The organism is Mycolicibacterium rhodesiae (assembly GCF_002086695.1).
GTDB lineage: Bacteria > Actinomycetota > Actinomycetes > Mycobacteriales > Mycobacteriaceae > Mycobacterium > Mycobacterium rhodesiae.
Genome location: NZ_MVIH01000004.1, coordinates 169,849 through 194,936 on the forward strand (window position 1 = coordinate 169,849; position 25,088 = coordinate 194,936).

Sequence of the window (25,088 nt, forward strand, 5' to 3'; positions counted from 1 at the left end):
TTTTCCTTAAACCCTCTCGATGATGGTGGCGACACCCATGCCGCCGCCGATGCACAGCGTGATGAGCGCGCGCTTGGCGCCGCGACGCTCGAGCTCGTCGACCATGGTGCCGGTGATCATGGCGCCGGTGGCACCAAGCGGGTGGCCCATCGCGATCGCGCCACCGTTGACGTTGAGCTTCTCGCTCGGGATGTTCAGGTCCTTCTGGAACTTCAGCACCACCGACGCGAAGGCCTCGTTGAGCTCGAACAGGTCGATGTCGTCGACGGTCAGGCCGGCACGGTCGAGCACCTTGCGGGTGGCCGGCGTGGGGCCGGTCAGCATGATCGTCGCGTCCGAACCGCTGGTGGCGGTGGCCACGATGCGCGCCCGCGGGGTCAGGCCCTGAGACTTGCCCGCGGCTTCGCTGCCGATGAGCACCAGAGCGGCGCCGTCGACGATGCCGGAGCTGTTGCCGCCGGTGTGGACGTGGTTGATCTTCTCGACCCAGTGGTACTTCTGCAGCGCCACGTCGTCGAAGCCGGCCATCGCGGCCAGTCCCTCGAATGCGGACTTGAGCTTGCCGAGGCCCTCCACGGTGGTGCCGGGGCGCATGTGCTCGTCGTGGTCGAGGATCAGCAGGCCGTTCTGGTCCTTGACCGGGACCACGGACTTGGCGAAGTAGCCGCCCGACCAGGCCGCGGCGGCGCGCTCCTGGGACTGCGCGGCGTAGGCGTCGACGTCCTCACGGGAGAAACCCTCGATCGTGGCGATCAGGTCGGCGCCGATGCCCTGCGGCACGATGTAGTTGTCGAACACGGTGGCCGGGTCGGTGAACATCGCACCGCCGTCGGAGCCCATCGGGACGCGGCTCATCGACTCGACGCCACCGGCGAGGACCATGTCGTCCCAGCCGGAGCGGACCTTCTGCGCTGCGGTGTTGACGGCTTCCAGACCGGATGCGCAGAAGCGGTTCAGCTGGACGCCACCGACGGTGTCGGGCATGCCTGCCGCGATCACCGCGGTGCGGGCGATGTCGGCGCCCTGGTCGCCGACCGGGGACACGCAGCCCAGGATGACGTCGCTGATCAGGTTCTCGTCGAGGTCGGGGAAGCGCGAGCGCAGTTCCTCGATCAGGCCGACCACGAGGTTCAGTGGCTTGACTTCGTTGAGCGATCCGCCGCGCTGCTTACCGCGCGGGGTTCGGATGGCCTCGTAGATGAAGGCTTCTTCGGACATGTGTGTTTTCTCCAGGTCCTGTTCGGAATTGGGCGTGACGACCTACTCGACAGTCGTCCTCTGCCCGCGAAGCCTACCAAGGCCGCCCAACCGGATGGTTGGGCAGTCGCTCAGGTCAGGCCGGTGCGGTGAACCCAACTGCCGATGAGAATTGACGAAACCGCTGATAATCGAGCCTCCGGCTAAGCTCCGCACCATGACGGGTTCGCATGAAGGCGGCCGTCCGGCTCCGGTCGACCGGTTGCAGCCGTACGCGGTGACGATCTTCGCCGAGATGTCGGCACTGGCCGCCCGGATCGGCGCGGTGAACCTGGGCCAGGGCTTCCCGGACGAGGACGGCCCGGCCGGGATGCTGGCGGCCGCGCAGAAGGCGATCGCCGAGGGCGTCAACCAATACCCGCCCGGGCTGGGCATCGCCCCGCTGCGCGAGGCGATCGCCGCCCAGCGCAAGCGGCAGTACGACGTCGACTACGACCCGGAGACCGAGGTGCTGGTCACCGTTGGCGCCACCGAGGCGATCGCGGCCGCCATCCTCGGCCTGGTGGAGCCGGGCTCGGATGTGCTGTTGATCGAGCCGTTCTACGACTCCTACTCCCCTGTCATCGCGATGGCCGGCAGCCGGCGGGTGCCGGTGCCGCTGGTGCCCGACGGCCGCGGCTTCGCCCTCGACGTCGACGCCCTGCGCGCCGCGGTGACGCCGAAGACCCGCGCGCTGATCGTGAACTCGCCGCACAACCCCACCGGCATGGTGCTCGCGGACCGAGACCTGCGGGCGCTGGCGGCACTTGCGGTCGACGCCGACCTGCTGGTGATCACCGATGAGGTGTACGAGCATCTGGTGTTCGACGACAAAAAGCATCTGCCGCTGGCGGCCTACCCCGGCATGGCCGAGCGCACGCTGACGATCTCCAGTGCCGCCAAGATGTTCAACTGCACCGGCTGGAAGATCGGCTGGGTGTGCGGCAGGCCGGATCTGATTGCCGGGGTGCGGGCGGCCAAGCAATACCTGACTTACGTGGGTGGCGCACCGTTTCAGCCCGCGGTCGCCTACGCGCTGAATTTCGAAGAGGCCTGGGTGAGTGCGCTGCGAGATTCATTGCAGGCCAAGCGGGATCGGCTCTCGACGGCGTTGTCCGAGTTGGGCTTCGGCGTCCACGACAGCGCGGGCACCTACTTCCTGTGCGCCGACCCGCGGCCGCTCGGCTATTCCGACAGCACCCAGTTCTGCGCGGAGTTGCCTACCAAAGCCGGGGTCGCGGCAATCCCGATGTCGGCGTTCTGCGATCCACACTCTCCCCATATCGGCGAGTGGAATCACTTGGTGCGCTTCGCCTTCTGCAAGCGCGACGATACTCTCGACGAGGCGATCCGCAGGCTCGGCGCGCTAGCACGCGGCCGCGACCTCGCCTAGCGACTATTCGCGCTGAAGCGATCCCTTGCCGCTGAGTACGAAGCCACGGAGGCCTTCGGTCGCGGCGATCAGGACCGCTTTCTTCGCCCGCTTGACCAGGAAGTGCGGCAACGGTGTGGACGGTTCCAGGGTGAGATCGAACCGGACGCGGGTCGCCTCACCCTCGGGGTGCAGGGTGTATTCGCCGTGCTGGGCATGCTGTTGCGCGGTCCGGTCGGCGTCCCAAACCACCCAGTCTGGTCCCCAGTGGTATTCGACGATTTCGTGGTCGATGATCCCGAGCACCTTGACGGTGACCTTGACCCGCCGCGGCCGTCCGTCCGGATAGCGATCCACGACATGGGCATGCTTGTGGACCGACGACCACGTCGGCGCCGCCTCGATATCGGCGATGGCATCGAGGATGGCCTCCGGCGGGGCGTCGATCACGATCTCGCGCGATGCCCGTACCGCCACAATCAGCAAACTTAGTTACTCGGTGGGCCCGCTGTGTCGGCTTTGGCCCAGTTGAACCATTACCAATCTATGTCGGCCAGCGATGTGGTGGTTTGCGGCGGCTGCCCCACCGGTCCGGCGGCGCTGCGGGAAAACCGCGGCGCCGGAGCTGCCTGGTCGGTGCCATCAACGTTAATAACGGTGCGGCGCGCCAGAAGATGCTCGTTGCAGGCGGCCTCGGTCCAGCTCAGCACCGGCGTGACGCACGCGTCGGTGCCTGCGAAGATCGCGGTCCACTCCGCACGGGTCTTATCGGCGAAGGTCGTCGCAAAGAGCTCACGCATCTCGGGGTAGCGGTCCCGCTCGAATTGGCCGGGCACATCTTCGGCCGGCAACCCGAGCCCGGCCAGCAATTGGGCGAAGAACTGGGGCTCGATCGACCCGACCGCCATGTACCCGCCGTCGGACGTCTCATAGGTGCGGTAGAACGGTGCACCGCCGTCGAGCAGGAAGGACTCACGCTGGTCTGCCAGCGAGCCGGTCGCCTTCATCGTCCACATCATCTGGGCCAGCACGCTAACCCCATCGACCATCGCCGCGTCGATCACCTGGCCCTGGCCGGACTTCTCCCGTTCGTAGAGGGCGGCGACGATGCCGAGCAGCACCAGCATCGAGCCGCCGCCGAAGTCCGCGACGAGGTTCAGCGGTGCCACCGGCGGCCGGTCGCGGTAGCCAATCGCGCTCAGCGCGCCGGTCTGCGACAGGTAGTTGATGTCGTGGCCGGCGGTCGACGCCAGCGGCCCGTCCTGACCCCACCCGGTGATGCGGGCGAAGATCAGCCGCGGGTTGACCGCCGCACAGTCGTCGGGCCCGATGCCGAGGCGCTCACAGGTGCCGGGCCGGAAGCAGTCCAGGAGCACGTCGGCTTTCGCCGCCAGGCCGAGCAGCGCGCCGGGTTGGTTCTTGACGTCCAGGTCGACGACCCGCTTGCCGCGGTGCATGAGGTCGACGTTCTCCGGCGGCATCTGCAACCCGCCAGGTCTGCGCACCCGCACCACGTCTGCGCCCAGGTCGGCCAGGATCATGCCGGCGTGCGGGCCCGGGCCGATCCCGCCGAGTTCGATCACTCTCACCCCGGCCAGGGGTCCGGTATTCGTCACGACTGAAAGGTAGCTCAGCCGTTCTTCTTGGTCCGCAGAACCTGCTTGCGCAGCCCGTCTGTTGCGGTCTCCATCAAACCTTTGGCGCCGCGCTTGATCACGAACCCGGGCAGCGGAACCAGCGGGTCGACGGTCAGCTCGAACCTAACCCGCGTCGACTCACCGTCGGCGGTCAGCGTGTATCGACCCTCTTGTGCGCGTTGCTGTTTGGAGCTGGCCAGGGTCCAGCTGACCCCGTCGGCATGGACGGCGTAATCCAGCACCTGCTCGTCGTTGATGCCGACGACCTTGACCGTCTGGCGGGACTTGCTCGGGCGACCCTCGGAGTCTCGCTCGAGCACCTCCACCTTCTGGTGCGCCTGCGACCACTTCGGCAGGGACTCCAGGTCGAACAGCACGGCGAGGATCTCCTCGGGCGTCGCCTCGATGGTGACCTCGCGAGTTTCGGTGACGGCCATGTCCGCACCATTGCCCGCGAGCGCGATTCCGAAACTATCCCTTGTTGACCTTCAGCACCTGCTTGCGCAGTCCGTCGGTCGCGGTCTCCATCGCACCCTTGATGGTGCGCTTGACCACGAACCCGGGCAGCGGCACCGCCAGGTCGATCGACAGGTCGAACCGCAACTTGGTCTTGTCGCCGTCGGGCGTCAGCGTGTACTTGGCGTCCTGCGAACGCAATTGGCCGGCCTTGACCAGCGTCCAGCTCACCTCGTTGTCGGCCCAGGTGTATTCGACGATCTGCTCGTCGGTCAGACCCGCCGCCTTGATCTTCATCTTCACCTTGTGTGGTCTGCCGTCGTCGTAGGCCTCCAGCACCTCTGCGCTCTGGTACTGCGGCGACCAGGTGGGTGTCGATTCGACATCGGCGATGACATCGAGGATCGCTTCGGGACTGGCCTCGATCACGACCTCGCGGGAATCTTTGACTGCCATGGGCGTGACCATAGTTGGTGCGGACGATTTGCACGTGAGTTCTCCCGTGAGGGCCAACTGTTTTCGCGGCCGCGTCCCCTAAGCTCGCAGACATGGCTGAAGCGGTAGATCCGTCGGTTCCACCGAGTGGCACCGGATGCGTCGAATGCGACGCCGCCGGCGGATGGTGGGTGCACCTGCGGCGCTGCGCCGCCTGCGGGCATATCGGCTGTTGCGACGATTCGCTGATGCGGCATGCCGCCGCGCACTGGCGGTCGAGTGGACATCCGATCATCAGATCGTTCGAGCCGGGTGAGGACTGGTTTTGGGACTACCAGACCAACCAGTACTACGACGGTCCGGATCTGGCCCCGCCGGAGAGCCGGCCGTCCGAGGAGACCACCCCGGGTCCGCGCGGCCGGGTACCGAGCGACTGGGTGGAGATCCTGCGCAGCCGCGCCGACTGAGTCAGCGCGTCGGCGCCGCCGCGGGGCCGCACGCACACGGTCGCGTAGAGGTCGTCGCGGGAAGCCAATGTCTCGTCGTCGACGATGACCCGCTTTTTGCGCAGCACCGAGCGGCCACACGCGACGAACGGAACGGGGGTCGCCCGGCCGTCCGCGGACACTTGCACCGAGTCCGCGAATCGGGTGCCGAGCTCTCCCGCCTCGAAGTGCACGATGTACCGGATGGTGAAAAGCCAAGTGCCGTCGGGACGCAATTCACCGCGGACGATCAGGGAGTCGTCGCCGATCCGCGCCATGCCTCATAGTGCTCCGCCGGCGCGGCGGATGTGCGGACCCACGCCGAGGATTACGCCAATCCGGCGGCGGCCATTTCCTTTTCAAATTCCACGGCCATCAGCTCGGCGAATTTCGTGACGGCCTTCAGCGGGCGCAGCATCACGGTGAACTCGTCGATGAGCCCGTCCTCGCGGACGTGCAGGAAGTCACAGCCGTTGATCTCGAGGTCGCCGACCTTGGCGACGAACACCAGCGCGTGGTCGGCCTGGCCTTCGCCGCCGATCTCCTTCACGTAGGTGAGGTCGGCGAACACTCGCGAGACCGCCCGCAGGATGACGCCGATCTGGTCGCGGCCCTGGTAGGGCTTGTGCGCGATCGGGCTGCGGAAGACCACGTCCTCGGCGCAGAGAGCGGGCAGGGCATCGAAATCACCGGCTTCGACGGCGGCGCGGAACGCATGCATGTGGTCAGCATGCCACGGGTACCCCAGCGGGGATGACTGCGACGAAGAACCTCCTCGGTGAAGACGCGGCCGGCGCGGCGCAGGGTGAGAGCACGAAGACGGTGGCCATCGCGTTCGGCGCCAACCTGGTCGTCGCGGTGGCCAAGACGCTCGCGGGTGTGATGTCCGGGTCCGCATCGATGGCGGCGGAGGCCGCGCACTCGTGGGCCGACACCGGCAACCAGGCGTTTCTGATGATCGCCAATCGCCGCGCCAGTCGTGCCGCGGACCGGGAGCGCCCGCTCGGCTACGGCCGGGAGGCCTACGTCTGGTCGCTGCTGGCGGCAGTCGGACTGTTCGTCGTCGGCGGGACGGTCTCGGTGTGGCGCGGGGTCAACGAACTGCTCGACGACCGGCCTGCCGATGAGCACTACCTGGTGGCCTATGTGGTGCTGGGGATCGCGCTTGTCATGGAGGGCATCTCGTTGACGCAGGCCGTGCGACAGCTACGCACCGCTGCTCATGTGATGGACCGCGAAGTGCTCGAGTACGCGATGCAGACGTCCGATCCCACGGTGCGCGCGGTGTTCGCCGAGGACACAGCCGCGTTGATCGGCATCGTGCTGGCCGGTGCCGGTATCGGTCTACATCAGCTGACCGGGGTGGCGGCCTGGGATGCGGTCGGCTCGATTCTGGTGGGGCTGCTGCTCGGCGTGGTGGCGGTGCTGCTGATCGACCGCAATCGCGGGTTCCTGACCGGAGAGCCGGGGACCCCACAACTTCGTGACGCCGTGGTCGCGCGGATCGAGGCGCTCGACGAAGTGGCGTCGGTGCGCTTCGTTCGGCTCGAATTCGTCGGGCCACGACAGCTTTTCGTGGTGGCCAGCGTGGACCTGGTGGGCGATCAGATCGAGTCGCGAATCGCGCACACCCTGCGCGAGCTGGAGGGCAAGCTCGAGGCCAACCCGCATATCGTCGATGCCGTGTTGACGATCGCGGAGCCGGCCGAACTCGACGACACCGTGCGCCACTGAGCCTCGACCCTCGGAAAAATCCGAATGCGATTCGACCGAGGATGTGACAGCGTCGCAGGTGTGGCCGGCCCGATTTCGACATCCCCCGATGTGACGTTGCGATTCGCCGGCGATGACGACTGGCCGGCGATGAGACGGTTGGCAGCCACCTGCTTCGGGTCCTTCCGTGACGCCGAAACCACGGCTGTCTGGCGGTCGATGGCCGCGCGCGACGGCGTGGTGATCGCCTGTGACGGTGCCGATCTCGTCGGCATGGCGCTGCCGTTGGATCTGGAGCTGACGGTGCCGGGCGGGAAACTTCTGCGCGCTGCCGGCATCACGTGGGTGGCGGTCGCCCCGACGCACCGCCGGCGCGGTGTACTGCGGGCGATGTTCGTCGAGCTGCACAACTGGATCACGCGCGCGGGGTACCCGATCGCCGCTCTACTGGCCAGCGAAGCCACCATCTACAGCCGGTTCGGATACGGGCCGGCCACCGATGAGATCAGCGTGTCGGTCGATCGCCGAGGCGCCGAAATGCACAGCTCCGTCCCCCGCATGGGCGGGGTTCGGGTGGTCGACCCGGTCACCCACCGCGACCAGCTCGCCGACATCTATGAGCGATGGCGCAGGCGCACTCCTGGCGGGCTGCACACGCCCGCGGCCCTGTGGGATGAGGTTCTGGCAGATCGCGAATCCGCCCGCCGCGGTGGTAGCCCGCTGTTCGCACTGCTGCATGCCGACGGCTTTGTCATGTATCGCACGCACGTCGCGGAAACGAAGTCCGTCGAGGTCACCAAGTTCACCGCGGTGACCCCGGACGCCCACATCGCGTTGTGGCAGACGCTGCTCGGACTCGATCTGATGACGTCCATCACAGCCGACATTCATCCCGGCGATCCGCTGCGGTACCTGCTCGCCGACCCCCGCCGGATGCGCACGGTCAACACCGAGGATGCGTTATGGCTGCGGATCATCGACATCCCCGCAGTGTTGGAGGCCCGCTCGTACCTCCATGAGGTCACGGCCGTCCTGGACGTCTCGGACGATGAGCTCGGCGGCGGGGGCCGCTATCTTCTGAGCATCTCCGACGGCCGCGCCCGGTGCGTGCCCAGTGACGCGCCAGCCGATGTGCGCCTTGATCTTTCGATACTGGGCAGCATCTATCTCGGGGCGCACCGGCCGTCGGTGTTCGCGGCGGCACATCGCCTGCAGTGTCCGGATCCACAACTGCTTCGCGGGCTCGATCTCGCCTTCGGGTCCGAGGTCCCCGCCGAACTCGGCTTCGGGTTCTGACCCGACCCGGTCACTCGTCGATGATGCCCTTGCGCAACGACTCCAACGCGGTGCGGCACAGCCTGCCCAATTCGGCCAGTGACGTGTCTTCGCCGATCATCCAGAGTTCCATCGCACCGAAGACCGCGGCGGCGATGCACCGTGCCGTCACGATCACCCGCAGACGCTCGTCGGGCGTGGTGGCCGGGGCGCTCTGCGACAGCTGGTCTGCAATGGCGTCGGCGAATTCGGCCTCCACCTGGCGGGTGTGCCGAACGATTCGACCCGCGTCGAGTTCCTTGGCCCGCAGCGCCGCGATCTGCGCGACGGCTTCGGGGTCATACGGCGAGGCGTCGATGGCCGATTGCACCGACTCGATGATCGATTCTCCGGGCGAGCGGGCCTGCAGGGCGGCCCGGAACCACTCCAACCCGACGTCATAGTCGGCGAACAGCAGGTCGTGCTTGGAGGTGAAGTGCCGGTAGAAGGTGCGCAGTGATACCCCCGCGTCGTCGGCGATCTGCTCAGCGGAGGTGTCCTCGACACCCTGGGCCAGAAAACGCACGAGCGCCGCACGGCGCAGGGCGTCGCGCGTGCGCTCGCTGCGCGCTGTCTGAGCAGGGCGAACCACGGAGGTAACCTACCTCAAAAAGAATTGTCAAAATTGACAAAACGATTACCCAACTTCACTACAGTTACGAAGCCATGACGCTCCTCGTTCATGCAGTGCTGGCCGTTCTCGTCATCGCGTGGATCATCGGATCCAATTCGGCGGTATTCCGCCGGCCGGCCAACGGTCCCGCGGTCAGTGCCCTCGAGATCGTGTACTACCTGGTGGGCATCGCGTCGGTGGCGCTGGGCTGGTACTTCAACATTCAGTTCGTGCATCAATACGCCGACGGCTCGGGCAACGTGTTCACCGGCGCGGGCAGCTGGTGGCAATTCATCACGTTGGGCTACGACAACCCGGCAGCGGCGTCAGCCAGCCAGGACTACACGATCGGCAATGTGATCCTGCTGCCGCTGTTCACGATCGTCGACGGTTACCGGCGCGGGATTCGCCGGCCGTGGCTGTTCTTCGTGTCGAGTCTGTTCACCAGCTTCGCTTTCGCGTGGGCGTTCTATCTCGCCACCGTCGAACGCCAGCGGCTGCACGAGAAGTCAGCTCAGGCAGTCGGCGCCAGCGTCGGGTAGTCGACGTAACCCGCCGGGCCCGGCGAGTAAAACGTCGCCACGTCGGGCTCGGTCAGCTCGGCACCGGTGCGCAGCCGTTCGATGAGGTCGGGATTGGCCAGGTATGCCCGGCCGACCGCGGCGGCGCTGATGGCACCCCAGTCGGCCAGGTTCTCCAGCTCGCAGAAGCTGGTGTCGACTTCGCGACCGGTGTTCAGGACGAACGGTCCTGACCACAGCGCCCGCACGATTCCGAACTCCGGAGAGTCGGGATTGATCAGGACGTGCAGGTACGCCAGACCCAGCGGCGAAATGCGTTCCAGCAGAGCCTCATAGGCCGAGACGGTGTCGACCTCGTTGACATCACCGGCCCCGTTCCCGGGCGAGATGCGCAGACCGACCCGATCGGCACCGATCTCGGCGGCGACCGCTTCGACGACCTCCGCGGTCAGCCGAGCCCGGTTCTCTGCCGATCCGCCGTACCGGTCGGTGCGGGTGTTGGTGGCGTCGGCCAAGAATTGGTGCAGGAGATAGCCGTTGGCGGAATGGATTTCGACGCCGTCCAGGCCCGCGTCGACAGCGCGGCGTGCGGCAGCGCGGAATTGCGCTACCACTCCGGCGATTTCGTCGGTAGCCAACGCCCGCGGCACCGGCAGCGGCTTCTTGCCGGTCGGGGTGTGGGCGAGCATTTTCGCCGCGATTGCGGACGGCGCCACCGACTCCGCACCACTGATGTCCGGGTGCGCCATCCGGCCGACGTGCCAGATCTGCATGAACATCAACCCGTCTTGGGCGTGCACGGCGGAAGCCACCTCGGCCCACTTCTCCTGCTGGCTGTCGGTGTAGATGCCAGGGGTGTTGACGTAGGCCCCGTTGCCCGCCTGGGAGATGGCGGTGGCTTCGCTGATGATCAGCCCGGCCGACGCACGCTGCGCGTAGTACTCGACCTGCAGGTCGCTCGGCGTGCCGTCCGGTTGGGCGCGCGACCGGGTGAGCGGCGCCATGAAGAGGCGATTCCGCGCGGTGTTCGCCCCGATGGTGATCGGCTGGAGCAGGGCTGAGTCGTCGGTCAGCGTGAACGTCATGCTTGCCTACAAGCCCCACGAGGCTCCATTCATTCCCCGGCCTCACGGATCCTCGTCTTTCGGCAGGAAACGTTCAGGGTGGTGATAGTCGTTGACCCCGCCGATCAGCATCGGTAGGTGTGGCGGTGGGATCCATTCGGTGTCGCCGCCTGCGAGTTTGCGGGTCGTCCAGCCGCCGGTTTCCACGAGCTGATTATCCGGTGGGCAGGCGAAGGCCAATTCGTCGATATCGGTGGCGCCGCCGTGTTTCCAGTCTTTGGCGGCGTGGTGGACTTGGGTGGCATATCCGGGCACCGTGCAACCCGGCTTGGTGCATCCTCGATCTCTGGCGTGCAACACAATTCGTTGATCGGCCGAGGCGATGCGTTTGGTGCGGCCCAACCACAAGGCTTGGCCGGTGACTCCGTCGAAGATGGTCAGGTAGTGGTAGCTGTGCCGGGCCATCCGGATGACGTCGGTGATCGGCAGCATCGTGCCGCCGCCGGTGATGCCGTGGCCGGTCGCGTTCTGCAGTTCCTGCAAGGTGGTCGACACGATCACGGTGACGGGTAGGCCGTTGTGCTGCCCGAGTTTCGGATCACCGAGGGCGCTGCGCAACATCGCCATCAACGCATCATGCTGGCGCTGCCCGATCGTACGAGAATCCACTTGTGCCTGTTCGTGGGTAGGCTCACCCTCGGTGACCGCGGTTTGATCGGCCGGGTTGCACATGCCCGGGGCAGCGAACTTGGCGAACACCGCCTCGACGTAAGACATCATCTCCGGGGTGGCATTGATCCGGATCTCGGTCATCCCGTCGGGCTGTTGGCGGCCCGCCACCGCGGAGCGTTTGCGGGCTCGGTCCTCATCGGAGAACTGACCGTCCGGGTTGATCTCCAACGCCAACCGATGCGCCACCCGGCTCAATTGATCCGGGCGCATCTGTGTCGCCTTCTCGGCCAGGAACAGCTCGGCGCCGTCACGGACCTCGGCGGGCACATCAAAGGGCAACTGTGCGAGGAACTTCGCAATGATCCGCACATGCTCGCCATCGAGGTTCCCGTCGCGCCACGCCTGCGCCGTACCGGGCTGACGCGGCGCCAGCGGCTCCCCGCTCAACGCGGTGCGCGGGCTCAGAGGCTCAACTACCTCGGCGCGGCGCTTGGCCTCCGCCGGCGTGATCCGCAACCAATCGGCCAGCACCTTGCCCGGCTTACCACCGATCTCGCTGACCTCACGCCGATGCAACTCATGACTGAGGTCGTAGCGCACCACATCGTGATGGCGGGTCGCCTTCTCACACCGGGCGGCCAACTCCAACACATCCATCACCGCAAGCCCGGCCACATCCACCTTCGACAACGTGGACAACGCCGCATCGATCGCGTCGAGCGCCTCACCCACCTCGATCGAAAGCATGTTGGAATTTTATCCCGGGCAACCGACAAAAACAGACGTCGAAATCGATCTGTGGATGAAGTCGGATCTGGGGATAAACCACTGAGCCCCAGAAGAACTCAGCCCGCGCGCACCTCATCGAGAAACGCACGTGCGGTGTCATCAGACGCGGACGACGGCAACCCGATCATCACCCGGTCGATGATCCCGTCGCAGCGCTCCCGCAGCGCGGCAGCCAGACCGTCCAGGGGCGCCACAACCGCGAACGTGGACAGGATCTCATCTGAGATCAGCGTCGCCATCGTGTCCCACTGGCCGTCCAGCGACAGGCGGTGCAACTCGGTCTGCAGATCGCCCCAGCCGTGCAGCTCCAACACCTTTCGGTAAGCGGGCGTGGAGGCGTAGAACGCGATCTGTTTACGCGAGGCTGCCGCCGCGGCCGCCATCTCGGCCTCATCCGCACCGGTCACCACGAATACCGGTGCCATAATCTGAAATTCGTGGCGGGCGCGCCCCGACGTGGCCAGCCCCCGCTGCAATGCAGGAATCGTCACCTCGTCGAAATACCGCTTGGTGGTGAAGGCGTGCGCGATCAGACCGTCGGCCACCTCGCCGCACATCTGCGTCATCAATTCACCGACGGCGGCGATCATCACCTTCGGCGACCCGTACGGGTGCGGTTCGGGGACGAACATCGGTGTCATGAGCCGATGGGTGTAGAACTCGCCATCGAACCTCAGCTTGGTGCCGTCGCGCCAACTGGCCCAAATCTCGTGCAGCGCAGTGACGAACTCGCCCATGCGTCGGACGGGATGGCTCCACGGCATGCTGAACCGCTTCTCGATGTGCGGTTTGATCTGCGTTCCCAGTCCGAGCAGGAGCCGACCGCGTGAGTAGTCCTGTAGATCCCACCCGATGTTGGCCACGGTCATCGGATTGCGGGCGAAGGCCACCGCGATCGACGTTCCCAATTCGATCTGCGTGGTGTGCTCTGCCGCCAGCGTCAGAGGAAGGAAAGGGTCATGGTTGATCTCCGCCGTCCAGCACCCGTCGTAACCGAGCCGCTCGACCTCGCGGGCCCCGTCGACAACGCCGGCAAGCCGGCTGATCACCCCTCGGTCGACTTTGAGACTGCCGACCTCGCCCATGTCGGCAGACGCTACAGTAAGCAATTCAGTATGGTCAACGCCGCCACGGTAAGGACACGTCGATGAGCAATGCGCAGGACTGGCAGGAGACGCTCCACGACCTGAGCCGACGCCGTCAGCATGCGCATTCCATGGGCGGCGAGGAACGCCTGGCCAAGCACCACGGCAAGGGAAAGCTCGACGCCCGCGCGCGCATCGACCACCTCCTCGACCCCGGCAGCTTCCAAGAGTTCGGCACCCTCGTCGGTGGCGAGGTCGCGGCGGACGGCTTGGTTGCGGGTGCGGGTCGCGTCGACGGGACGCCGGTCATGGTGGGCGCCGAGGACTTCACCACCCTGGCAGGCAGCATCGGTCCTGGCGGCAATGCCAAGCGCTATCGGCTCGCCGAGCTCGCGCTACGCAACAAGATCCCGTTGGTGATGTTGTTGGAAGGGGCCGGTTTCCGCGCCGCCGGCGGCGAACACTATGGCCGCACACCGACCGATCTGATCGCGCAGGCGCGTTGCTCAGGCAAGGTTCCGACCATCTCCGCCGTACTGGGCCCATCGGCGGGCCACGGCGCACTCGTGGCTCCGGTCTGCGACTTCTCGATCATGAGCGAGCAGGGTGCAATCTTCACCGCAGGCCCTCCGGTCGTCAAAGAGGCGACCGGCGAAGACATTTCGAAGGAGGAGCTTGGCGGACCGACGGTCGCGCTGCCCAGCGGTGTGATCCACAATGTCGCCGACAGCGATGAGGCGGTACTCGACGACATCCGGCGCTACCTGTCCTACTTCCCGTCCAGTGCGTGGTCGTATCCCCCGACTCGGTTGTACGACGAGGAAGCCGGGCCTCGCCCTACCCCCGAGCTTCTCGACATCATCTCTCGTGACAACCGCAACATCTACGACATGCGCACTGTCCTCGACATCGTCTTCGACGAGCCGGACTGGTTCGAGATCCAGCCGAAGTTCGGCCAGGCCATCATCTGCGCGCTGGCGCACCTCGGCGGCTATCCCGTTGCGGTCGTCGCGAATCAGCCCACCGAGCTGGCCGGGTCGATCGACGCCGACGCCGCCGACAAAGCTGCGCATTTCATCATGGTCGCCGACTCGTTCCACCTGCCGATCGTGTTCCTGGCCGACAACCCCGGCATGCTGCCGGGCAGCCAGTCCGAGCGCAACGGCGTACTCCGAAGCGGAGCAAGGATGTTCGCCGCCCAGACGGCAGCGACGACGTTGAAGCTGCATGTCACCCTGCGCAAAGCGTTCGGGTTCGGATCGATGGTGATGTCGCTCTTGGGTTTCGACAATCAGGTGGCGACATTCGCCTACCCCGGAGCCACCATGGGGGCGATGAGCGCGGCCGCGTTGAGTCGCGCCTCACACGCCAACGAAGACGTCACCGAGATTCTCAAAAGCATGGAACTCGAGGCCTCCTACCGTTCGGCAGGCAGCCTCGGCTTCGATGAACTCATCTCGCCGGAGGAGACCCGCAACGCATTGGTCCTCGCCCTGCAGCGCGGCATCTTCAGCCGTCAGGAAGTGGCGGAGCCGGTGAGCCGGACGGTGATCACGCCCTAGCCACCCTCAGAGCACAAAGGCTTGCGGTGGCCCGGACAAGGTGGCCTTGGCCCGCAAACCGATCGCGTCGGCGATCTCGATATCGCCTGCTTCCAGCCCGTCGAGGGCCAACTCGACGAGTGCGGCAGGTTCGGTGACCGAACCGTCGGGGAACTCGATTCCGGCACTGCGCGCGAAGTCGAACAATGTCTCGGTTCCGATGAGTCCTGGCATCAGACCGACGACTTGCGTTCCCTGACTTGCCAATTCGACGCGCACACCGTTGGTGAGACCCCATTCGGCCGACTTGGCCGCAGCGTAGGCGGTGTTGCCGTCCACAGTGAGCCACGCGGCCGCCGACAGCACGTTCACGATGGCTCCGCCGCCGTTGCGTGCGAGAACCGGCGCGAACGCCCGGATGACGTTCAGTGTGCCGAAGTAGTTGGACTCCATCACCCGCCTGACGGCCGCCAGGTCGCCCGTTACCAGGTTGCCGCCCGCGGTATCGGCGGCGTTGTTGATCAGGACGTCGACGTCGCCGGCGATCTCGGCGGCGGAGCGCACCGATTCCGGGTCGAGGATGTCCAGGCGCAGTACCTCGGCCCCCGGAATGTCGACGAGCTCGGGCCGTGGCGTACACCCTGGCCCCGCGACGGAGCAGTTCAGTCGTGAACTGCGCCCCGATTCCGCGATTGGAGCCGGTGACCAAAGCTGTGGAACCTGCCAATTTCATCTGTTCTCCGCGTGATTCGAGGCCGGGGGGATAACCTGACCGGTCGGTCATGTTGACTTCTCCACCGTATGCGAAAGATGACCGCACGGTCAACTTGCTAGCATACGGGGGTGACCTCATCCGCTCGTGCCTTGCGTGCCGACGCCGCGCGTAACCGCGAGTCGCTACTGGCTGCGGCGGAGGAGGTGTTCGCCGAGCGCGGCGTGGAGGCTTCGGTCGCCGATATCGCGCGTCGTGCTGGGGTGGCCAAGGGCACGGTGTTCCGGCACTTCGCCTCCAAGGAGGATCTGATCGCCTCCCTGGTCTGCGACCACCTGGTCACCCTCACCGACGCCGCGCACCGGTTGGCGGATGCCCAGGATCCTGGCGCGGCGCTGCTGGAATTTCTCACCATCGCAGCCGACCAACGGCGTCAGCACGACCTGACCTACCTGCTGACGTACAGCGCGAATGACACCAGGGTGGTAGCGATCCGCGATGAGGTGCATGCCGGCGTGGAAAAGCTCGTGTCGAACGCCCACGCTGCCGGCGCGATCCGCCCCGATGTCACCGGGACCGACGTCTTCCTGCTGATGTGCGCACCGGTGCACGTGATGGATGGTCTTTCCGATCCGCCGCCCGACTTGTGGCGGCGCTACCTGGCGATCATTTTCGACGGGTTACGTCCGGAGGGTGCAAGCACGCTACCGCTGCCTGCGCCGGAATTGTCCTGAGCCGTAACGCCTTCGGCTACCCCACCGCATGCCGGTAGGCCGCGACCACCGGCTCCAACTCGTCCGGGGTGGCGCCGTGCATGATCACCGCGTCGGCACCGTAGTCGAACTCCTTGCGGATGCGGTGGACACACTGTTGCGCCGACCCGGTGGCCGACGGCTCCAGCCACTCATCGGGAATCAGCGTCGCGATGTGCTCGATCTGTTCAGCCGTTGCCTTGTGATCGATCCCGCCACCCACCGACTGCACCACGGAGTCCGCGCGGAAGCGTTCCAGCACAGCGGGATCCCAGTTGTTCGTGGTGACCATCAGCTCGCCGTAGCCCTGCAGATAGGTGGCCAGCCGCGCGACGGTCTTCTTCAGCCGCAACTCCTCGGGCAGATGATCGCCCACGGTGGCGAAGCATGACCAGACCCGCACGTCGGCCGGATCTCGGCCGGCCTGTTCGGCGGCGTCCTTGACCGTCTTGACGCAGCGAGTCAACGTCTCCGGGGTGAAGTAGGTGTGCAAGATGACGTCATCGAATGCCCGGCCGCCCAGCTTCAACGTCTCCGGGCCGAACGCCACCAGCGCCAGCCTGATGTCCTCGTTGAAGTCCGGATCGAGGAACAACACCGGGTACTTTCCGAGTGGCCCTTCATGATTGAAGATCAGCTCGCCGTGCCACAGCCGCCGCATCACCTGGGCGAAGTCTTCCATCTGCGCGGTGGTCACCGGTGGGATACCAAACGCCCCGTAGATCGCCGCAATGCCGCGACCGATGCCGAGCGTGAACCGGCCGCCGGAAAGGCGGTGCATGGTGGTCGCCCACGAGCCGGTGATCAATGGATGACGGGTGTTGTGATTGGTTGCCGCGGTGGCGATCTGCATGCGGCTGGTGACGGCAAGCGCCGCACCGACCAATGACGACGCCTCCTTGACGTTCCAACGCTCGGAGATGAACCCGGTACCGAAGCCCAGCTCCTCACCGCGGCGCGCTTCGTCCATCAGCGTGGCCGGCCCCTCGCCGCCGGCTCCGGCCAGCAGGTAGTAGCCGAGCTCATCGAGCACGCGTTCACTCACGCCCAAACTCCTTGTTTGTAGCCGCAGTTCCATACTTCGGTGATCCGGCCGTCGACGACGCGGAAGATCTCCATACTTCCCACGTCGACTCGCGTGCCGTCTTTGAGCGTCATGGGTGACTGGTAGACGATCGCGACGTGCTCGCCGTCATCGCCGGCCACCATCAGGTTCAGGTCGAAGCGGATCTCGTCGAACATCTCCAGATGGTCGACGACGCGCTGAACGGCCTCGGCATGGGTGAGCACCACGGCTTCACCGACCTCGTGCCGAATCACACTGTCGCCCAGCAGTTCCTCGGCCAGCGCGACATCCCGGTCGTTCCAGACCACCAGGTTGTACAGCTCGACGACCTCGCGTGCGCTGCGGCTCATCCGAACACCTCGAGCGCATCGATGTCGGTGATCGCCGCCACGGCCCGATCGGTCAGCGTCAGACAGAGGTCACGTGAGCGCTGCGGCAGCGCATCCCAACCGAGCAATGTGATGACGGGCAACACGATCAGGAATCCTGTCGCCAGCCGGTAGTGCCGCCACGCCTCGTCGAACGAGTAGCCGATGTCGCCGAGGTCCTGGAGGTATCCGCGCACCAGCGTCTCGTCCTGGCCGCGCCGGATCTCGGTGGGTAATCCCTGGCTGACCAGGTAGGCGATATCGGCCGCACCCGCACCGACACAGGCGAACTGGAAGTCCACCACCTTCATCTCCTCGCCCGAGAAGAACATGTTGTCGGCGCGGATGTCGCCGTGCAGCAACATCGACCGCTCAGTCAAGCCGTCGAGCGCGCTCGCAGCATGCTCGGTGAACCGCTCCGCGAAACGCGACACCGACTCGGGCAACGGTGCCGCCGAGTGCGTTCGGTAGATCTCCCAGCCGGGCCCGAAGGCTGGCACCAGTAGATCGCGGACGGCGGGCATGTCGAAACTGGGAAATACCCGCAGCGCAGCGATATTGGACGGTTCGACCGACCAGGCGTGCAATCCGGCCAACTGCTGGATGCACAGCCGCGCGCGTTCGATCGACAATCCGGCGAGGTGGTCGGCGTTGTCCCAGTCTCGGAGGTCCTCCATCACCAGCACGAAGTCGGCGCAATCGTCGGCCATCCGAGCCGCGTAGACGTGCGGCGAGTCCATCGGTGCGCGGCTCGCGATATCGCGATAGAACGCCAACTCCCGCCGGTAGCCGCCAAGCAGCTCCATCGCGCCGCGGGCTTCCGACTGTGCGGCCAGCTTGGCGATCACCGTCGGCGGAACTCCCTCGCCGGTGAGGTGCAGGCGATACAGCAGCGACGAGAATCCGCTGTCCTGGGCGATCTGCTCGGCGACGACGTCGGTCACGGTCGCGCCCAATGCCTCGGTGAGCCATGCCGGGTCGACTGCGTGGATGCTTGACGGCACCCTTGCCGTCGCTGAAGTCACCATCGCAAGATAGTTGCGAGGTGTTTAATATGCAAGGGTGCCCTCCCCCGCACGCGGTCTGACGCAGCCCGAACGAGTCGAGACGTCCCGGCGCCGCCTGATGGAAGCCGCCGCCGAGCTCATCGTCGAGAAGGGCTGGGAGGCAACCACTGCCGCCGAGATCGGGCGCCGAGCCGGCTACAGCCGCACCATGGTGCACGCCCGTTTCGGCGGCAAGGAGGCGATCCTCGAGGACTTCCTGCAGGAGTACGTCAGTCGGCTCAACCCGGAACTCGTTCCGTACCCGACCGGCATGGACCAGGTGCTTGCCCACATCGACCGGATACGTGACCTGTACGCCCATGACCGGGACGTATTGCGCGCGATGTTCGTCTCCACCTTCGAGGCGATGAAGACAACCTCGCCACTGCGCGACCGCGTCCAGGGCCAGTTGACCGGGGGCATCGCCAACGTGGCCGACGGACTACGGAAGGGACAGCGCGACAACTCGATTCGACCGGACATCGATCTGGACCGCGCGGTCACCGATATCACCGCCGCGTTCTTCGGTCTCGCCTTCCAGTGGGTCGCGCTGCCCCCAGGCTTCGACCTGGACGCCGAGCTGGTGCACGCGCGGGAGCGGATCGTCCGCGACTACGGCGCCTGAGTCAAGGCCCGCAGGAACTGCTCGGTCTGGGCGTGTACCGCACCCGAGAACAGATGCCCGACGTGCCCGCCGTCGTGCCAGTACAGCTGCCCGCCCCAGCGTTCGTGCAGAGCCAACGCGGACTGCCGGTAGGCCATCTGGTCGTGCCACGCCCCGACGATCAGCCGCCGGTCCGGAGGCGGTAACGGGTCGAGGGCGAGCGGGTCGATCACCGAGGTCAGGTCGGACACGATGTCGGATGCCATTGCCGCACCGATGATGTCGGCCGCCGACCCCCACCGGTGCAGATGCCGGGCGATCATCCCATTCAGTCCGAGGATCGGCGTGTAGAGCGCGACGGCGCGAACCCGGTCGTCCAGACCCGCCACCAGCGCCGCGACCGCACTGCCCAACGACAACCCGGACACCGCGATCGTGGTCGAGTCGGGTTCGAGCCAGTCGATCACCGCACGTACTTCGGAGACAGCCCGGACCATTCCCGCGACGTTCGCGACCGGGTCGGTGCCGGGATACGCCGGCCAGCGGTCGCGCCGCGGACCATGTCCGGGCTGGACGGGCAACGCGACATTGAAGCCGAGCTCCCGGTGGATGCGCCCGACCCTGGCGACGAGGATGTCGGACATGCCGCCCTGGCCCGCGCCGTGTACCCACACCAGCCAGGGCCGCGGTCCGTCGGAGTGGCGGAACAGCACGACCTCGGCTCCGGCGGGGCCGTCGTGACCTTCCGCGGCCAGCGCCGTGGGCAGATGCGGGTCGTGGTCGTAGCTCATCCGGTCATAGGAAAGCACCCCGGCGCTGACCTGACGAATGCTCTTGACCTCCAATGGCTCCGGCACAGGATGCGCTCCGGCCACGCCGAGCGCGGCCACTTCGGCCGCGACCCCGGCATAGTCTTCGACCGGCCGGTCCAGCCGCGGTGGCGACGACATCAGGGTCATCCCGGTGACCACCAGTTCGTCAAGGGCGACCTCGGCGACCTGCCGTAGACCGCGCCCGGACAACGGACTCCAGTCCTGCGACAGCTGCAACGCGGCCAGCGACCGCGGCAGCACGCCGCCCAGTTGGGTAGCCAGCCGGTGTGCGCTGCTCAGCCCCATCCCGCTCACTCCAGCAGGAAGCCGGCGTAACCCGCGTCGGCGATCTCGTCGCAACGGCGCCGGTACTCGGGAATGCCTGCCGTGTAGCCCATGTACATCCGTTTCTTACCGGGAACGTTGGCGCCGTTGTACCACGAATTGCAGCTCGGGTGGACCAGAACTGTCGCTGCCACAAGTGATGTGGTGTGCTCGATCCACTCGCGCTGCGCCTCGGGCGTCGCCTCGATGGTCCGGTGGCCGTTGGCCATCAGGTAGGCGATGCAGTCGCCGATCCATTCGACATGCTGTTCGAGCGCGGTGACGAAGTTCGTCGCCGCCGACGGGCTGCCCGGTCCCTGGACGGTGAACAAGTTCGGAAACCCGGTGACGGCCAACCCGAGGTAGGACACCGGACCCTGTTCGGCCCATACGTCCCGCAACAGCACGCCATCGCGGCCGCGCACATCGATGCGGGTGAGTGCACCTGTCATCGCGTCGAATCCGGTGGCGTAGATGATCACGTCGAGGTCGTAGTCCTGAGTTGACGTGGAGATACCCGCCGGGGTGATCGTGCGGATCGGATTCCTGCGGAGGTCGACCAGCGTGACGTTGTCGCGGTTGTAGGTCCGGTAATAGCCCTGGTCGATGATCGGCCGTTTGCAGCCGAATGGGTGGCTCGGCACCAGCGCCGCGGCGGTCTCCGGATCGTCGACGACCCTGGCGACGGCCTCGCCGTACAGTGCGGTGGCCATCCGGTTGGCTTCGATATCGAAGAAGATGTCGCCCCAATTGAGTGCACCCATCACGCCGCGCTCCTCGACGGCACGCAACTGCTCCTCGCGGCTGGCCGTCTTGATCGGCGGGCTGGCGAGCATGTCGATCAGCACTGAGAAGGCCGAGAGTCGTGCCGCACCGACCGGGTGCTGGCGCTGCGCTTGCCGGATCTCGCTGTAGTTCGACTTCAACTCGTCGAGTTCGCCGGCCTCGAACTGCCGAACCTCCCACGGCAACGTGAACGCAGGCGACCGCTGAAAGACGAAGAGCTGCGCCACCTCCCGCGCGATCACCGGGATCATCTGCACTGCGGTCGAACCGGTGCCGATGATGCCGACCCGCTGGCCGGACAAGTCGAAACCGCCCTCGGGCCACTGGCTGCTGAACAGCGAGTCGCCGGCAAAGGTACCCATCCCGGGGATGTCGGGTTCCAGCGGGATCGACAGGATGCCCGAGCCGGATATCACGGCGCAGGTCAAGGCGGTCGGCGACGAAGTTGAGGTACGCCTCGATCTCCGGCTGGGCGGGCATGGTCTCGGTCCACACCCACTCCTGCTGAATCTCTTCGGAGAAGCTGTACGAGTACTCGATACTCTCGATGTCGCACCGGGCGCCGGGATATCGGTTGAACAGCCAAGTGCCGCCGATCTTTTGGGCCTTCTCCAGCACCTGCGCCCGGAGCCCGAGCTGCCGTAGCCGGTGCAGCATGTACAAACCGGAGAACCCCGCTCCGATCACAAGCACATCTGCACGATCCATCATCCGACCCTTCGCCGCACCGCACAGCGGATGCGACTGTAATGATTACAGTATTGGAACCGGCCGGATCGCCGGTTCCGCCAAACCCTCAGGTGGGCGATGCGGTACACATCGGTTCGAGGAGGTTCCGCGTGAAGGTTCCGTTCACTTGGAAGGTCACCGGCTGGTTCATGATCGGCTGGTCGGCGGAGTACGCCGTCGGTGACGTCCGGCCGCTCCACTACTTCGGCGAGGACATGGTGATCTATCGCGACCAATCCGGCGAGCTGCACGTGCTCGAGGGCCACTGCAAGCACCTCGGCGCGCACATCGGGCACGGCGGCACCGTCGTCGGCGACTGCATCGAGTGCCCGTTCCACGGCTGGCGCTGGGGGCCCGACGGTGCCAACACCTATATCCCCTACCAGCCGGATCGGCCCAATAAGGGACTACGCCTTCGGACCTACCCCGTCGAGGAGCAGCACGGCTGCATCTTCCTGTGGCACCACCCGGGCGGTGAGCCACCCCGGTGGGAGCTGCCCGACATGTTCGCCAAGTTCCCGCAATTCACCGCCGCCCCGGACGAGTACTACCGCCCGTACCCGGAGTTCTCCCGCTTCGCCGGGAACGAACCGGTGCACCCGCAGATCGTGGCCGAAAACGGGCCGGACAGTTCCCATTTCCACTACGTCCACCACGCGACGGTCACGCCGGTCTGCCTGGAGTGGGAGGCAGTCGATGAGGAGTGGCGGTTCGTCACCGGCTGGCCCGATGCACGCAGCGGCGACCCGAACGCCATGGCCTTGCGGATCCACAGCCACTTCTCCGGGCTTGGCTTCGCCATCAGTGCGTTCGAGGGCACGTCGAACCACCGGCTGATCTTCGCCTGCACACCCGTCGACGACGAAGTGTCCAATATGTTCTATTCGATCTGGTGGCCGCGAAAGACTGGGGACACCAGTGACATTCCGCCGGCCGACATTCGCGAACGGGTGGAGAAGCAGTATCTGGGCACGGTGTGGGACGACCTCGAGATCTGGCGGTACCAAAAGTACGTCGAACACCCGGCGCTGGCGAAAGTTGACGCGAAACCCTATATGGCAATGCGCAAGTGGGCTCTGCAGTTCTATGACGTCTCGGCGGCGGCACCGGTATGAACGCCGATCTCGTCGACCCGGGCCATACCGTCATCGTCACCCAGGAGTTACAGGGCGCCGTCGTCGGACCCGGTGCCGGACTGGCAGCATTGGCCCGCGAAGCCGAGCGTGAGGCGCTACCCAACATCACCCGCCTGTTGCCCGCGGCGCGGACGGCCGGGGCGACCGTGGTGCACTGCCTGGCTCAGCGCAGGCGTGATGGACTCGGCTCCAACCACAACGCCACGCTGTTCGCGATCGGCGCGCGGGCGGTGGACATCGCGCCGGGCAGCCCCGGTGCCACGCTGTTGCCGCAATTCGGGCCGGAGCCAACCGATCTCGTCCTGAGCCGGTGGCATGGCCTTGGCCCGATGGGCGGTACCGATCTCGACCCGATCCTGCGCAACCTCGGTGCGACCACCGTTGTCGCCGTCGGGGTGTCACTGAACGTGGCGATTCCGAATCTGGTGATGGACGCCGTCAACGCCGGCTACCGGGTGGTGCTGCCGCGCGATGCGGTGGCCGGGGTACCCACCGAGTACGGCACCGCCGTCATCGAGAACACCCTGGCCTTGCTTGCCACCATCACCACCACCGACGAACTCATCGCGGCCTGGGAGGCATGATGGACACCGATACCGCAGTGCCGCAATTGCCTGCTGATTATCTGCGCGATCCCTATCCGTTCTTCGCCGAGATGCGCCGCGGCCCTGGGATCTTCCGCGGGACGGTGATGGATTACTCGAAGACGCCGGAGTCGCTGCGCCCGAAACAGGAGTATGCCGCGGTGTCCTTCGACGCCGTGAACAAGGTGCTGCGCGACGGGCGGGTGTTCAACTCCTCCATCTACGACTCCACCATCGGACTGTTCATCGGGCCGTCGTTGCTGGCGATGGAAGGCAAGGCCCATTGGGATCACCGCAATCTGGTCTCCGCGGCATTCAAGTCGAAGTCGTTGGCGCGCTGGGAACCTGAGGTGGTCCGCCCCATCGTCAACGGTCTGATCGATGAATTCATCCGCGACGAGCACACCGACCTGGTCCGGGCATTCACCTTCGAGTTCCCAACCCGCGTCATCACCCGGCTTCTGGGTCTACCCGAAGAAGATCTGCCCACCTTCCGGCGCCGCGCGGTCCAACTGATCAGCTACGCCGTCGATTACCGGAAAGCATTCGAGGCCTCGACGGCGCTCAAGGACTATTTTCTCGAGCAGATCGACAAACGTCGGTCGACGCCGACCGACGACATCATCGGCGATCTGGTGAGTGCCGACATCAACGGGGAGAAGCTGACCGACGAGGCGATCTACTCGTTCCTGCGACTGCTTCTGCCGGCCGGGCTGGAAACCACCTACCGGTCGTCGGGCAATCTGCTCTATCTGTTGCTCACCCATCCCGAGCAGTTCGCGGCGGTACAAGCCAACCGGGAACTGCTGGCGCCGGCCATCGAGGAAGGCCTGCGCTACGAGACCCCGCTGACCACCGTGCAGCGGTTCGCCACCGAGGACAACGAACTGGAAGGTGTTGCGATAAAAGCCGGTTCGGTGATCGACGTGTGCATGGGCTCGGCCAACCGCGATGCGAACCGCTGGCCGGACCCGGAGAAATTCGACATCTTCCGCAAACACACCCCGCACATCACGTTCGCGGCGGGTGAGCACACCTGTATGGGGCTGCACCTGGCCCGGATGGAGACCCGTGTCGCGCTGGAGTCTCTACTGGATCGACTGCGCGACATCACGCTGATCACCGACGGCGATCCGCACATCCACGGCCAGCCGTTCCGGTCACCGACCGCGCTGCCGGTGACTTTCACCGCGGTCCGCTAGGCGACGGCAACCTTGTTGTCCAACTTGCTCATTG

At 66.0% G+C, this 25,088-nt stretch carries 26 protein-coding genes and 2 pseudogenes; 11 read left to right on the top strand and 17 right to left on the bottom strand.

Annotation, left to right across the window (positions count from 1 at the left end):
* Positions 1 to 6 precede the first annotated feature (6 nt).
* Positions 7 to 1,218: an acetyl-CoA C-acetyltransferase gene (locus tag BST42_RS10595; protein ID WP_083118542.1), complete on the bottom strand. Its 1,212-nt coding sequence runs from the start codon at positions 1,216 to 1,218 to the stop codon at positions 7 to 9.
* 196 nt (positions 1,219 to 1,414) lie between these two features.
* Between BST42_RS10595 and BST42_RS10600 the strand changes: the two genes are divergently transcribed.
* Positions 1,415 to 2,629 carry a pyridoxal phosphate-dependent aminotransferase gene (locus tag BST42_RS10600; protein WP_083118543.1) on the top strand — a complete coding sequence of 405 codons (1,215 nt, stop codon included), beginning with the start codon at positions 1,415 to 1,417 and terminating at the stop codon, positions 2,627 to 2,629.
* Between the two features lie 3 nt (positions 2,630 to 2,632).
* On the opposite strand, the gene BST42_RS10605 is transcribed toward BST42_RS10600, so the two are convergent.
* From BST42_RS10605 to BST42_RS10620, 4 genes are read right to left on the bottom strand one after another with little or no spacing between them, the layout of a single operon-like run.
* Positions 2,633 to 3,085 carry an SRPBCC family protein gene (locus BST42_RS10605; RefSeq protein WP_083118544.1) on the bottom strand — a complete coding sequence of 151 codons (453 nt, stop codon included), beginning with the start codon at positions 3,083 to 3,085 and terminating at the stop codon, positions 2,633 to 2,635.
* A 59-nt stretch (positions 3,086 to 3,144) separates the two neighbouring features.
* Positions 3,145 to 4,224 carry a CaiB/BaiF CoA transferase family protein gene (locus BST42_RS10610; protein ID WP_083118545.1) on the bottom strand — a complete coding sequence of 360 codons (1,080 nt, stop codon included), beginning with the start codon at positions 4,222 to 4,224 and terminating at the stop codon, positions 3,145 to 3,147.
* 14 nt (positions 4,225 to 4,238) lie between these two features.
* Positions 4,239 to 4,682: an SRPBCC family protein gene (locus tag BST42_RS10615; protein WP_083118546.1), complete on the bottom strand. Its 444-nt coding sequence runs from the start codon at positions 4,680 to 4,682 to the stop codon at positions 4,239 to 4,241.
* Positions 4,683 to 4,716: 34 nt separating this feature from the next.
* A complete protein-coding gene (locus tag BST42_RS10620) occupies positions 4,717 to 5,157 on the bottom strand; it encodes an SRPBCC family protein (protein WP_083118863.1) in 441 nt (146 codons plus the stop codon).
* A gap of 92 nt (positions 5,158 to 5,249) precedes the next feature.
* Between BST42_RS10620 and BST42_RS10625 the strand changes: the two genes are divergently transcribed.
* A complete protein-coding gene (locus tag BST42_RS10625; protein WP_083118547.1) occupies positions 5,250 to 5,603 on the top strand; it encodes a UBP-type zinc finger domain-containing protein in 354 nt (117 codons plus the stop codon).
* Here BST42_RS10625 and BST42_RS29595 read toward each other — a convergent pair.
* Together BST42_RS29595 and BST42_RS10630 are read right to left on the bottom strand one after the other, a co-directional pair.
* A complete protein-coding gene (locus tag BST42_RS29595; RefSeq protein WP_165760821.1) occupies positions 5,486 to 5,899 on the bottom strand; it encodes a hypothetical protein in 414 nt (137 codons plus the stop codon). The genes BST42_RS10625 and BST42_RS29595 overlap by 118 nt on opposite strands.
* A gap of 50 nt (positions 5,900 to 5,949) precedes the next feature.
* The gene (locus BST42_RS10630; RefSeq protein ID WP_083118548.1) at positions 5,950 to 6,342 is read right to left on the bottom strand and encodes a nuclear transport factor 2 family protein; all 393 of its coding nucleotides are present in this window, start codon (positions 6,340 to 6,342) and stop codon (positions 5,950 to 5,952) included.
* 32 nt (positions 6,343 to 6,374) lie between these two features.
* Between BST42_RS10630 and BST42_RS10635 the strand changes: the two genes are divergently transcribed.
* Together BST42_RS10635 and BST42_RS10640 are read left to right on the top strand one after the other, a co-directional pair.
* Positions 6,375 to 7,355, top strand: a complete 981-nt coding sequence (locus BST42_RS10635) for a cation diffusion facilitator family transporter (RefSeq protein WP_083118549.1) — start codon at positions 6,375 to 6,377, stop codon at positions 7,353 to 7,355.
* A gap of 60 nt (positions 7,356 to 7,415) precedes the next feature.
* A complete protein-coding gene (locus BST42_RS10640) occupies positions 7,416 to 8,630 on the top strand; it encodes an enhanced intracellular survival protein Eis (protein ID WP_264048197.1) in 1,215 nt (404 codons plus the stop codon).
* A 10-nt stretch (positions 8,631 to 8,640) separates the two neighbouring features.
* On the opposite strand, the gene BST42_RS10645 is transcribed toward BST42_RS10640, so the two are convergent.
* Positions 8,641 to 9,240 carry a TetR/AcrR family transcriptional regulator gene (locus BST42_RS10645; RefSeq protein ID WP_083118551.1) on the bottom strand — a complete coding sequence of 200 codons (600 nt, stop codon included), beginning with the start codon at positions 9,238 to 9,240 and terminating at the stop codon, positions 8,641 to 8,643.
* 74 nt (positions 9,241 to 9,314) lie between these two features.
* On the opposite strand from BST42_RS10645, the gene BST42_RS10650 reads away from it, so the two are divergent.
* On the top strand, positions 9,315 to 9,803 hold the full coding sequence (locus tag BST42_RS10650; RefSeq protein WP_083118552.1) for a DUF2834 domain-containing protein: 489 nt from the start codon (positions 9,315 to 9,317) through the stop codon (positions 9,801 to 9,803).
* On the opposite strand, the gene BST42_RS10655 is transcribed toward BST42_RS10650, so the two are convergent.
* The 3 genes from BST42_RS10655 to BST42_RS10665 form a co-directional block, all read right to left on the bottom strand.
* Positions 9,776 to 10,867 (bottom strand): alkene reductase, encoded by a 1,092-nt coding sequence (locus tag BST42_RS10655; protein WP_083118553.1) that lies wholly within the window; start codon positions 10,865 to 10,867, stop codon positions 9,776 to 9,778. The genes BST42_RS10650 and BST42_RS10655 overlap by 28 nt on opposite strands.
* 42 nt (positions 10,868 to 10,909) lie before the next feature.
* Positions 10,910 to 12,265, bottom strand: a complete 1,356-nt coding sequence (locus BST42_RS10660) for an HNH endonuclease signature motif containing protein (protein ID WP_083118554.1) — start codon at positions 12,263 to 12,265, stop codon at positions 10,910 to 10,912.
* Between the two features lie 98 nt (positions 12,266 to 12,363).
* Complete coding sequence (locus BST42_RS10665) at positions 12,364 to 13,392, bottom strand: LLM class F420-dependent oxidoreductase (RefSeq protein WP_083118555.1); 1,029 nt, start codon at positions 13,390 to 13,392, stop codon at positions 12,364 to 12,366.
* Between the two features lie 62 nt (positions 13,393 to 13,454).
* Here BST42_RS10665 and BST42_RS10670 point away from each other — a divergent pair, with 62 nt between their 5' ends.
* A complete protein-coding gene (locus BST42_RS10670) occupies positions 13,455 to 14,954 on the top strand; it encodes an acyl-CoA carboxylase subunit beta (RefSeq protein WP_083118556.1) in 1,500 nt (499 codons plus the stop codon).
* 6 nt (positions 14,955 to 14,960) lie between these two features.
* Here the strand turns inward: BST42_RS10670 and BST42_RS10675 are convergent.
* Positions 14,961 to 15,666: pseudogene (locus BST42_RS10675) on the bottom strand (SDR family NAD(P)-dependent oxidoreductase).
* 110 nt (positions 15,667 to 15,776) lie between these two features.
* Here BST42_RS10675 and BST42_RS10680 point away from each other — a divergent pair.
* Entirely contained in the window at positions 15,777 to 16,379 is a 603-nt protein-coding gene (locus BST42_RS10680) for a TetR/AcrR family transcriptional regulator (protein ID WP_083118557.1), read from the top strand.
* A gap of 16 nt (positions 16,380 to 16,395) precedes the next feature.
* Here the strand turns inward: BST42_RS10680 and BST42_RS10685 are convergent, their stop codons facing one another.
* From BST42_RS10685 to BST42_RS10695, 3 genes are read right to left on the bottom strand one after another with little or no spacing between them, the layout of a single operon-like run.
* Entirely contained in the window at positions 16,396 to 17,475 is a 1,080-nt protein-coding gene (locus tag BST42_RS10685) for a TIGR03857 family LLM class F420-dependent oxidoreductase (protein WP_207569478.1), read from the bottom strand.
* On the bottom strand, positions 17,439 to 17,813 hold the full coding sequence (locus BST42_RS10690) for a nuclear transport factor 2 family protein (RefSeq protein WP_083118559.1): 375 nt from the start codon (positions 17,811 to 17,813) through the stop codon (positions 17,439 to 17,441). Before BST42_RS10690 ends, BST42_RS10685 begins: the two co-directional genes overlap by 37 nt.
* Positions 17,810 to 18,859, bottom strand: coding sequence for a phosphotransferase (locus BST42_RS10695; protein WP_083118560.1), 1,050 nt, complete (start codon positions 18,857 to 18,859; stop codon positions 17,810 to 17,812). Before BST42_RS10695 ends, BST42_RS10690 begins: the two co-directional genes overlap by 4 nt.
* 34 nt (positions 18,860 to 18,893) lie before the next feature.
* On the opposite strand from BST42_RS10695, the gene BST42_RS10700 reads away from it, so the two are divergent.
* Positions 18,894 to 19,502, top strand: a complete 609-nt coding sequence (locus BST42_RS10700) for a TetR/AcrR family transcriptional regulator (RefSeq protein WP_165760830.1) — start codon at positions 18,894 to 18,896, stop codon at positions 19,500 to 19,502.
* Here BST42_RS10700 and BST42_RS10705 read toward each other — a convergent pair.
* Positions 19,490 to 20,599, bottom strand: coding sequence for an alpha/beta hydrolase family protein (locus BST42_RS10705; RefSeq protein WP_083118865.1), 1,110 nt, complete (start codon positions 20,597 to 20,599; stop codon positions 19,490 to 19,492). The two genes, BST42_RS10700 and BST42_RS10705, sit on opposite strands and share 13 nt — an antisense overlap.
* Before the next feature lie 5 nt (positions 20,600 to 20,604).
* Positions 20,605 to 22,111, bottom strand: a pseudogene (locus BST42_RS10710) (flavin-containing monooxygenase).
* Positions 22,112 to 22,242: 131 nt separating this feature from the next.
* Between BST42_RS10710 and BST42_RS10715 the strand changes: the two are divergent.
* From BST42_RS10715 to BST42_RS10725, 3 genes are read left to right on the top strand one after another with little or no spacing between them, the layout of a single operon-like run.
* Positions 22,243 to 23,247 (top strand): aromatic ring-hydroxylating oxygenase subunit alpha, encoded by a 1,005-nt coding sequence (locus tag BST42_RS10715; protein WP_083118562.1) that lies wholly within the window; start codon positions 22,243 to 22,245, stop codon positions 23,245 to 23,247.
* Positions 23,244 to 23,852 carry a cysteine hydrolase family protein gene (locus BST42_RS10720; RefSeq protein WP_083118563.1) on the top strand — a complete coding sequence of 203 codons (609 nt, stop codon included), beginning with the start codon at positions 23,244 to 23,246 and terminating at the stop codon, positions 23,850 to 23,852. Before BST42_RS10715 ends, BST42_RS10720 begins: the two co-directional genes overlap by 4 nt.
* Entirely contained in the window at positions 23,852 to 25,054 is a 1,203-nt protein-coding gene (locus tag BST42_RS10725; RefSeq protein WP_083118564.1) for a cytochrome P450, read from the top strand. Before BST42_RS10720 ends, BST42_RS10725 begins: the two co-directional genes overlap by 1 nt.
* Positions 25,055 to 25,088 lie beyond the last annotated feature (34 nt).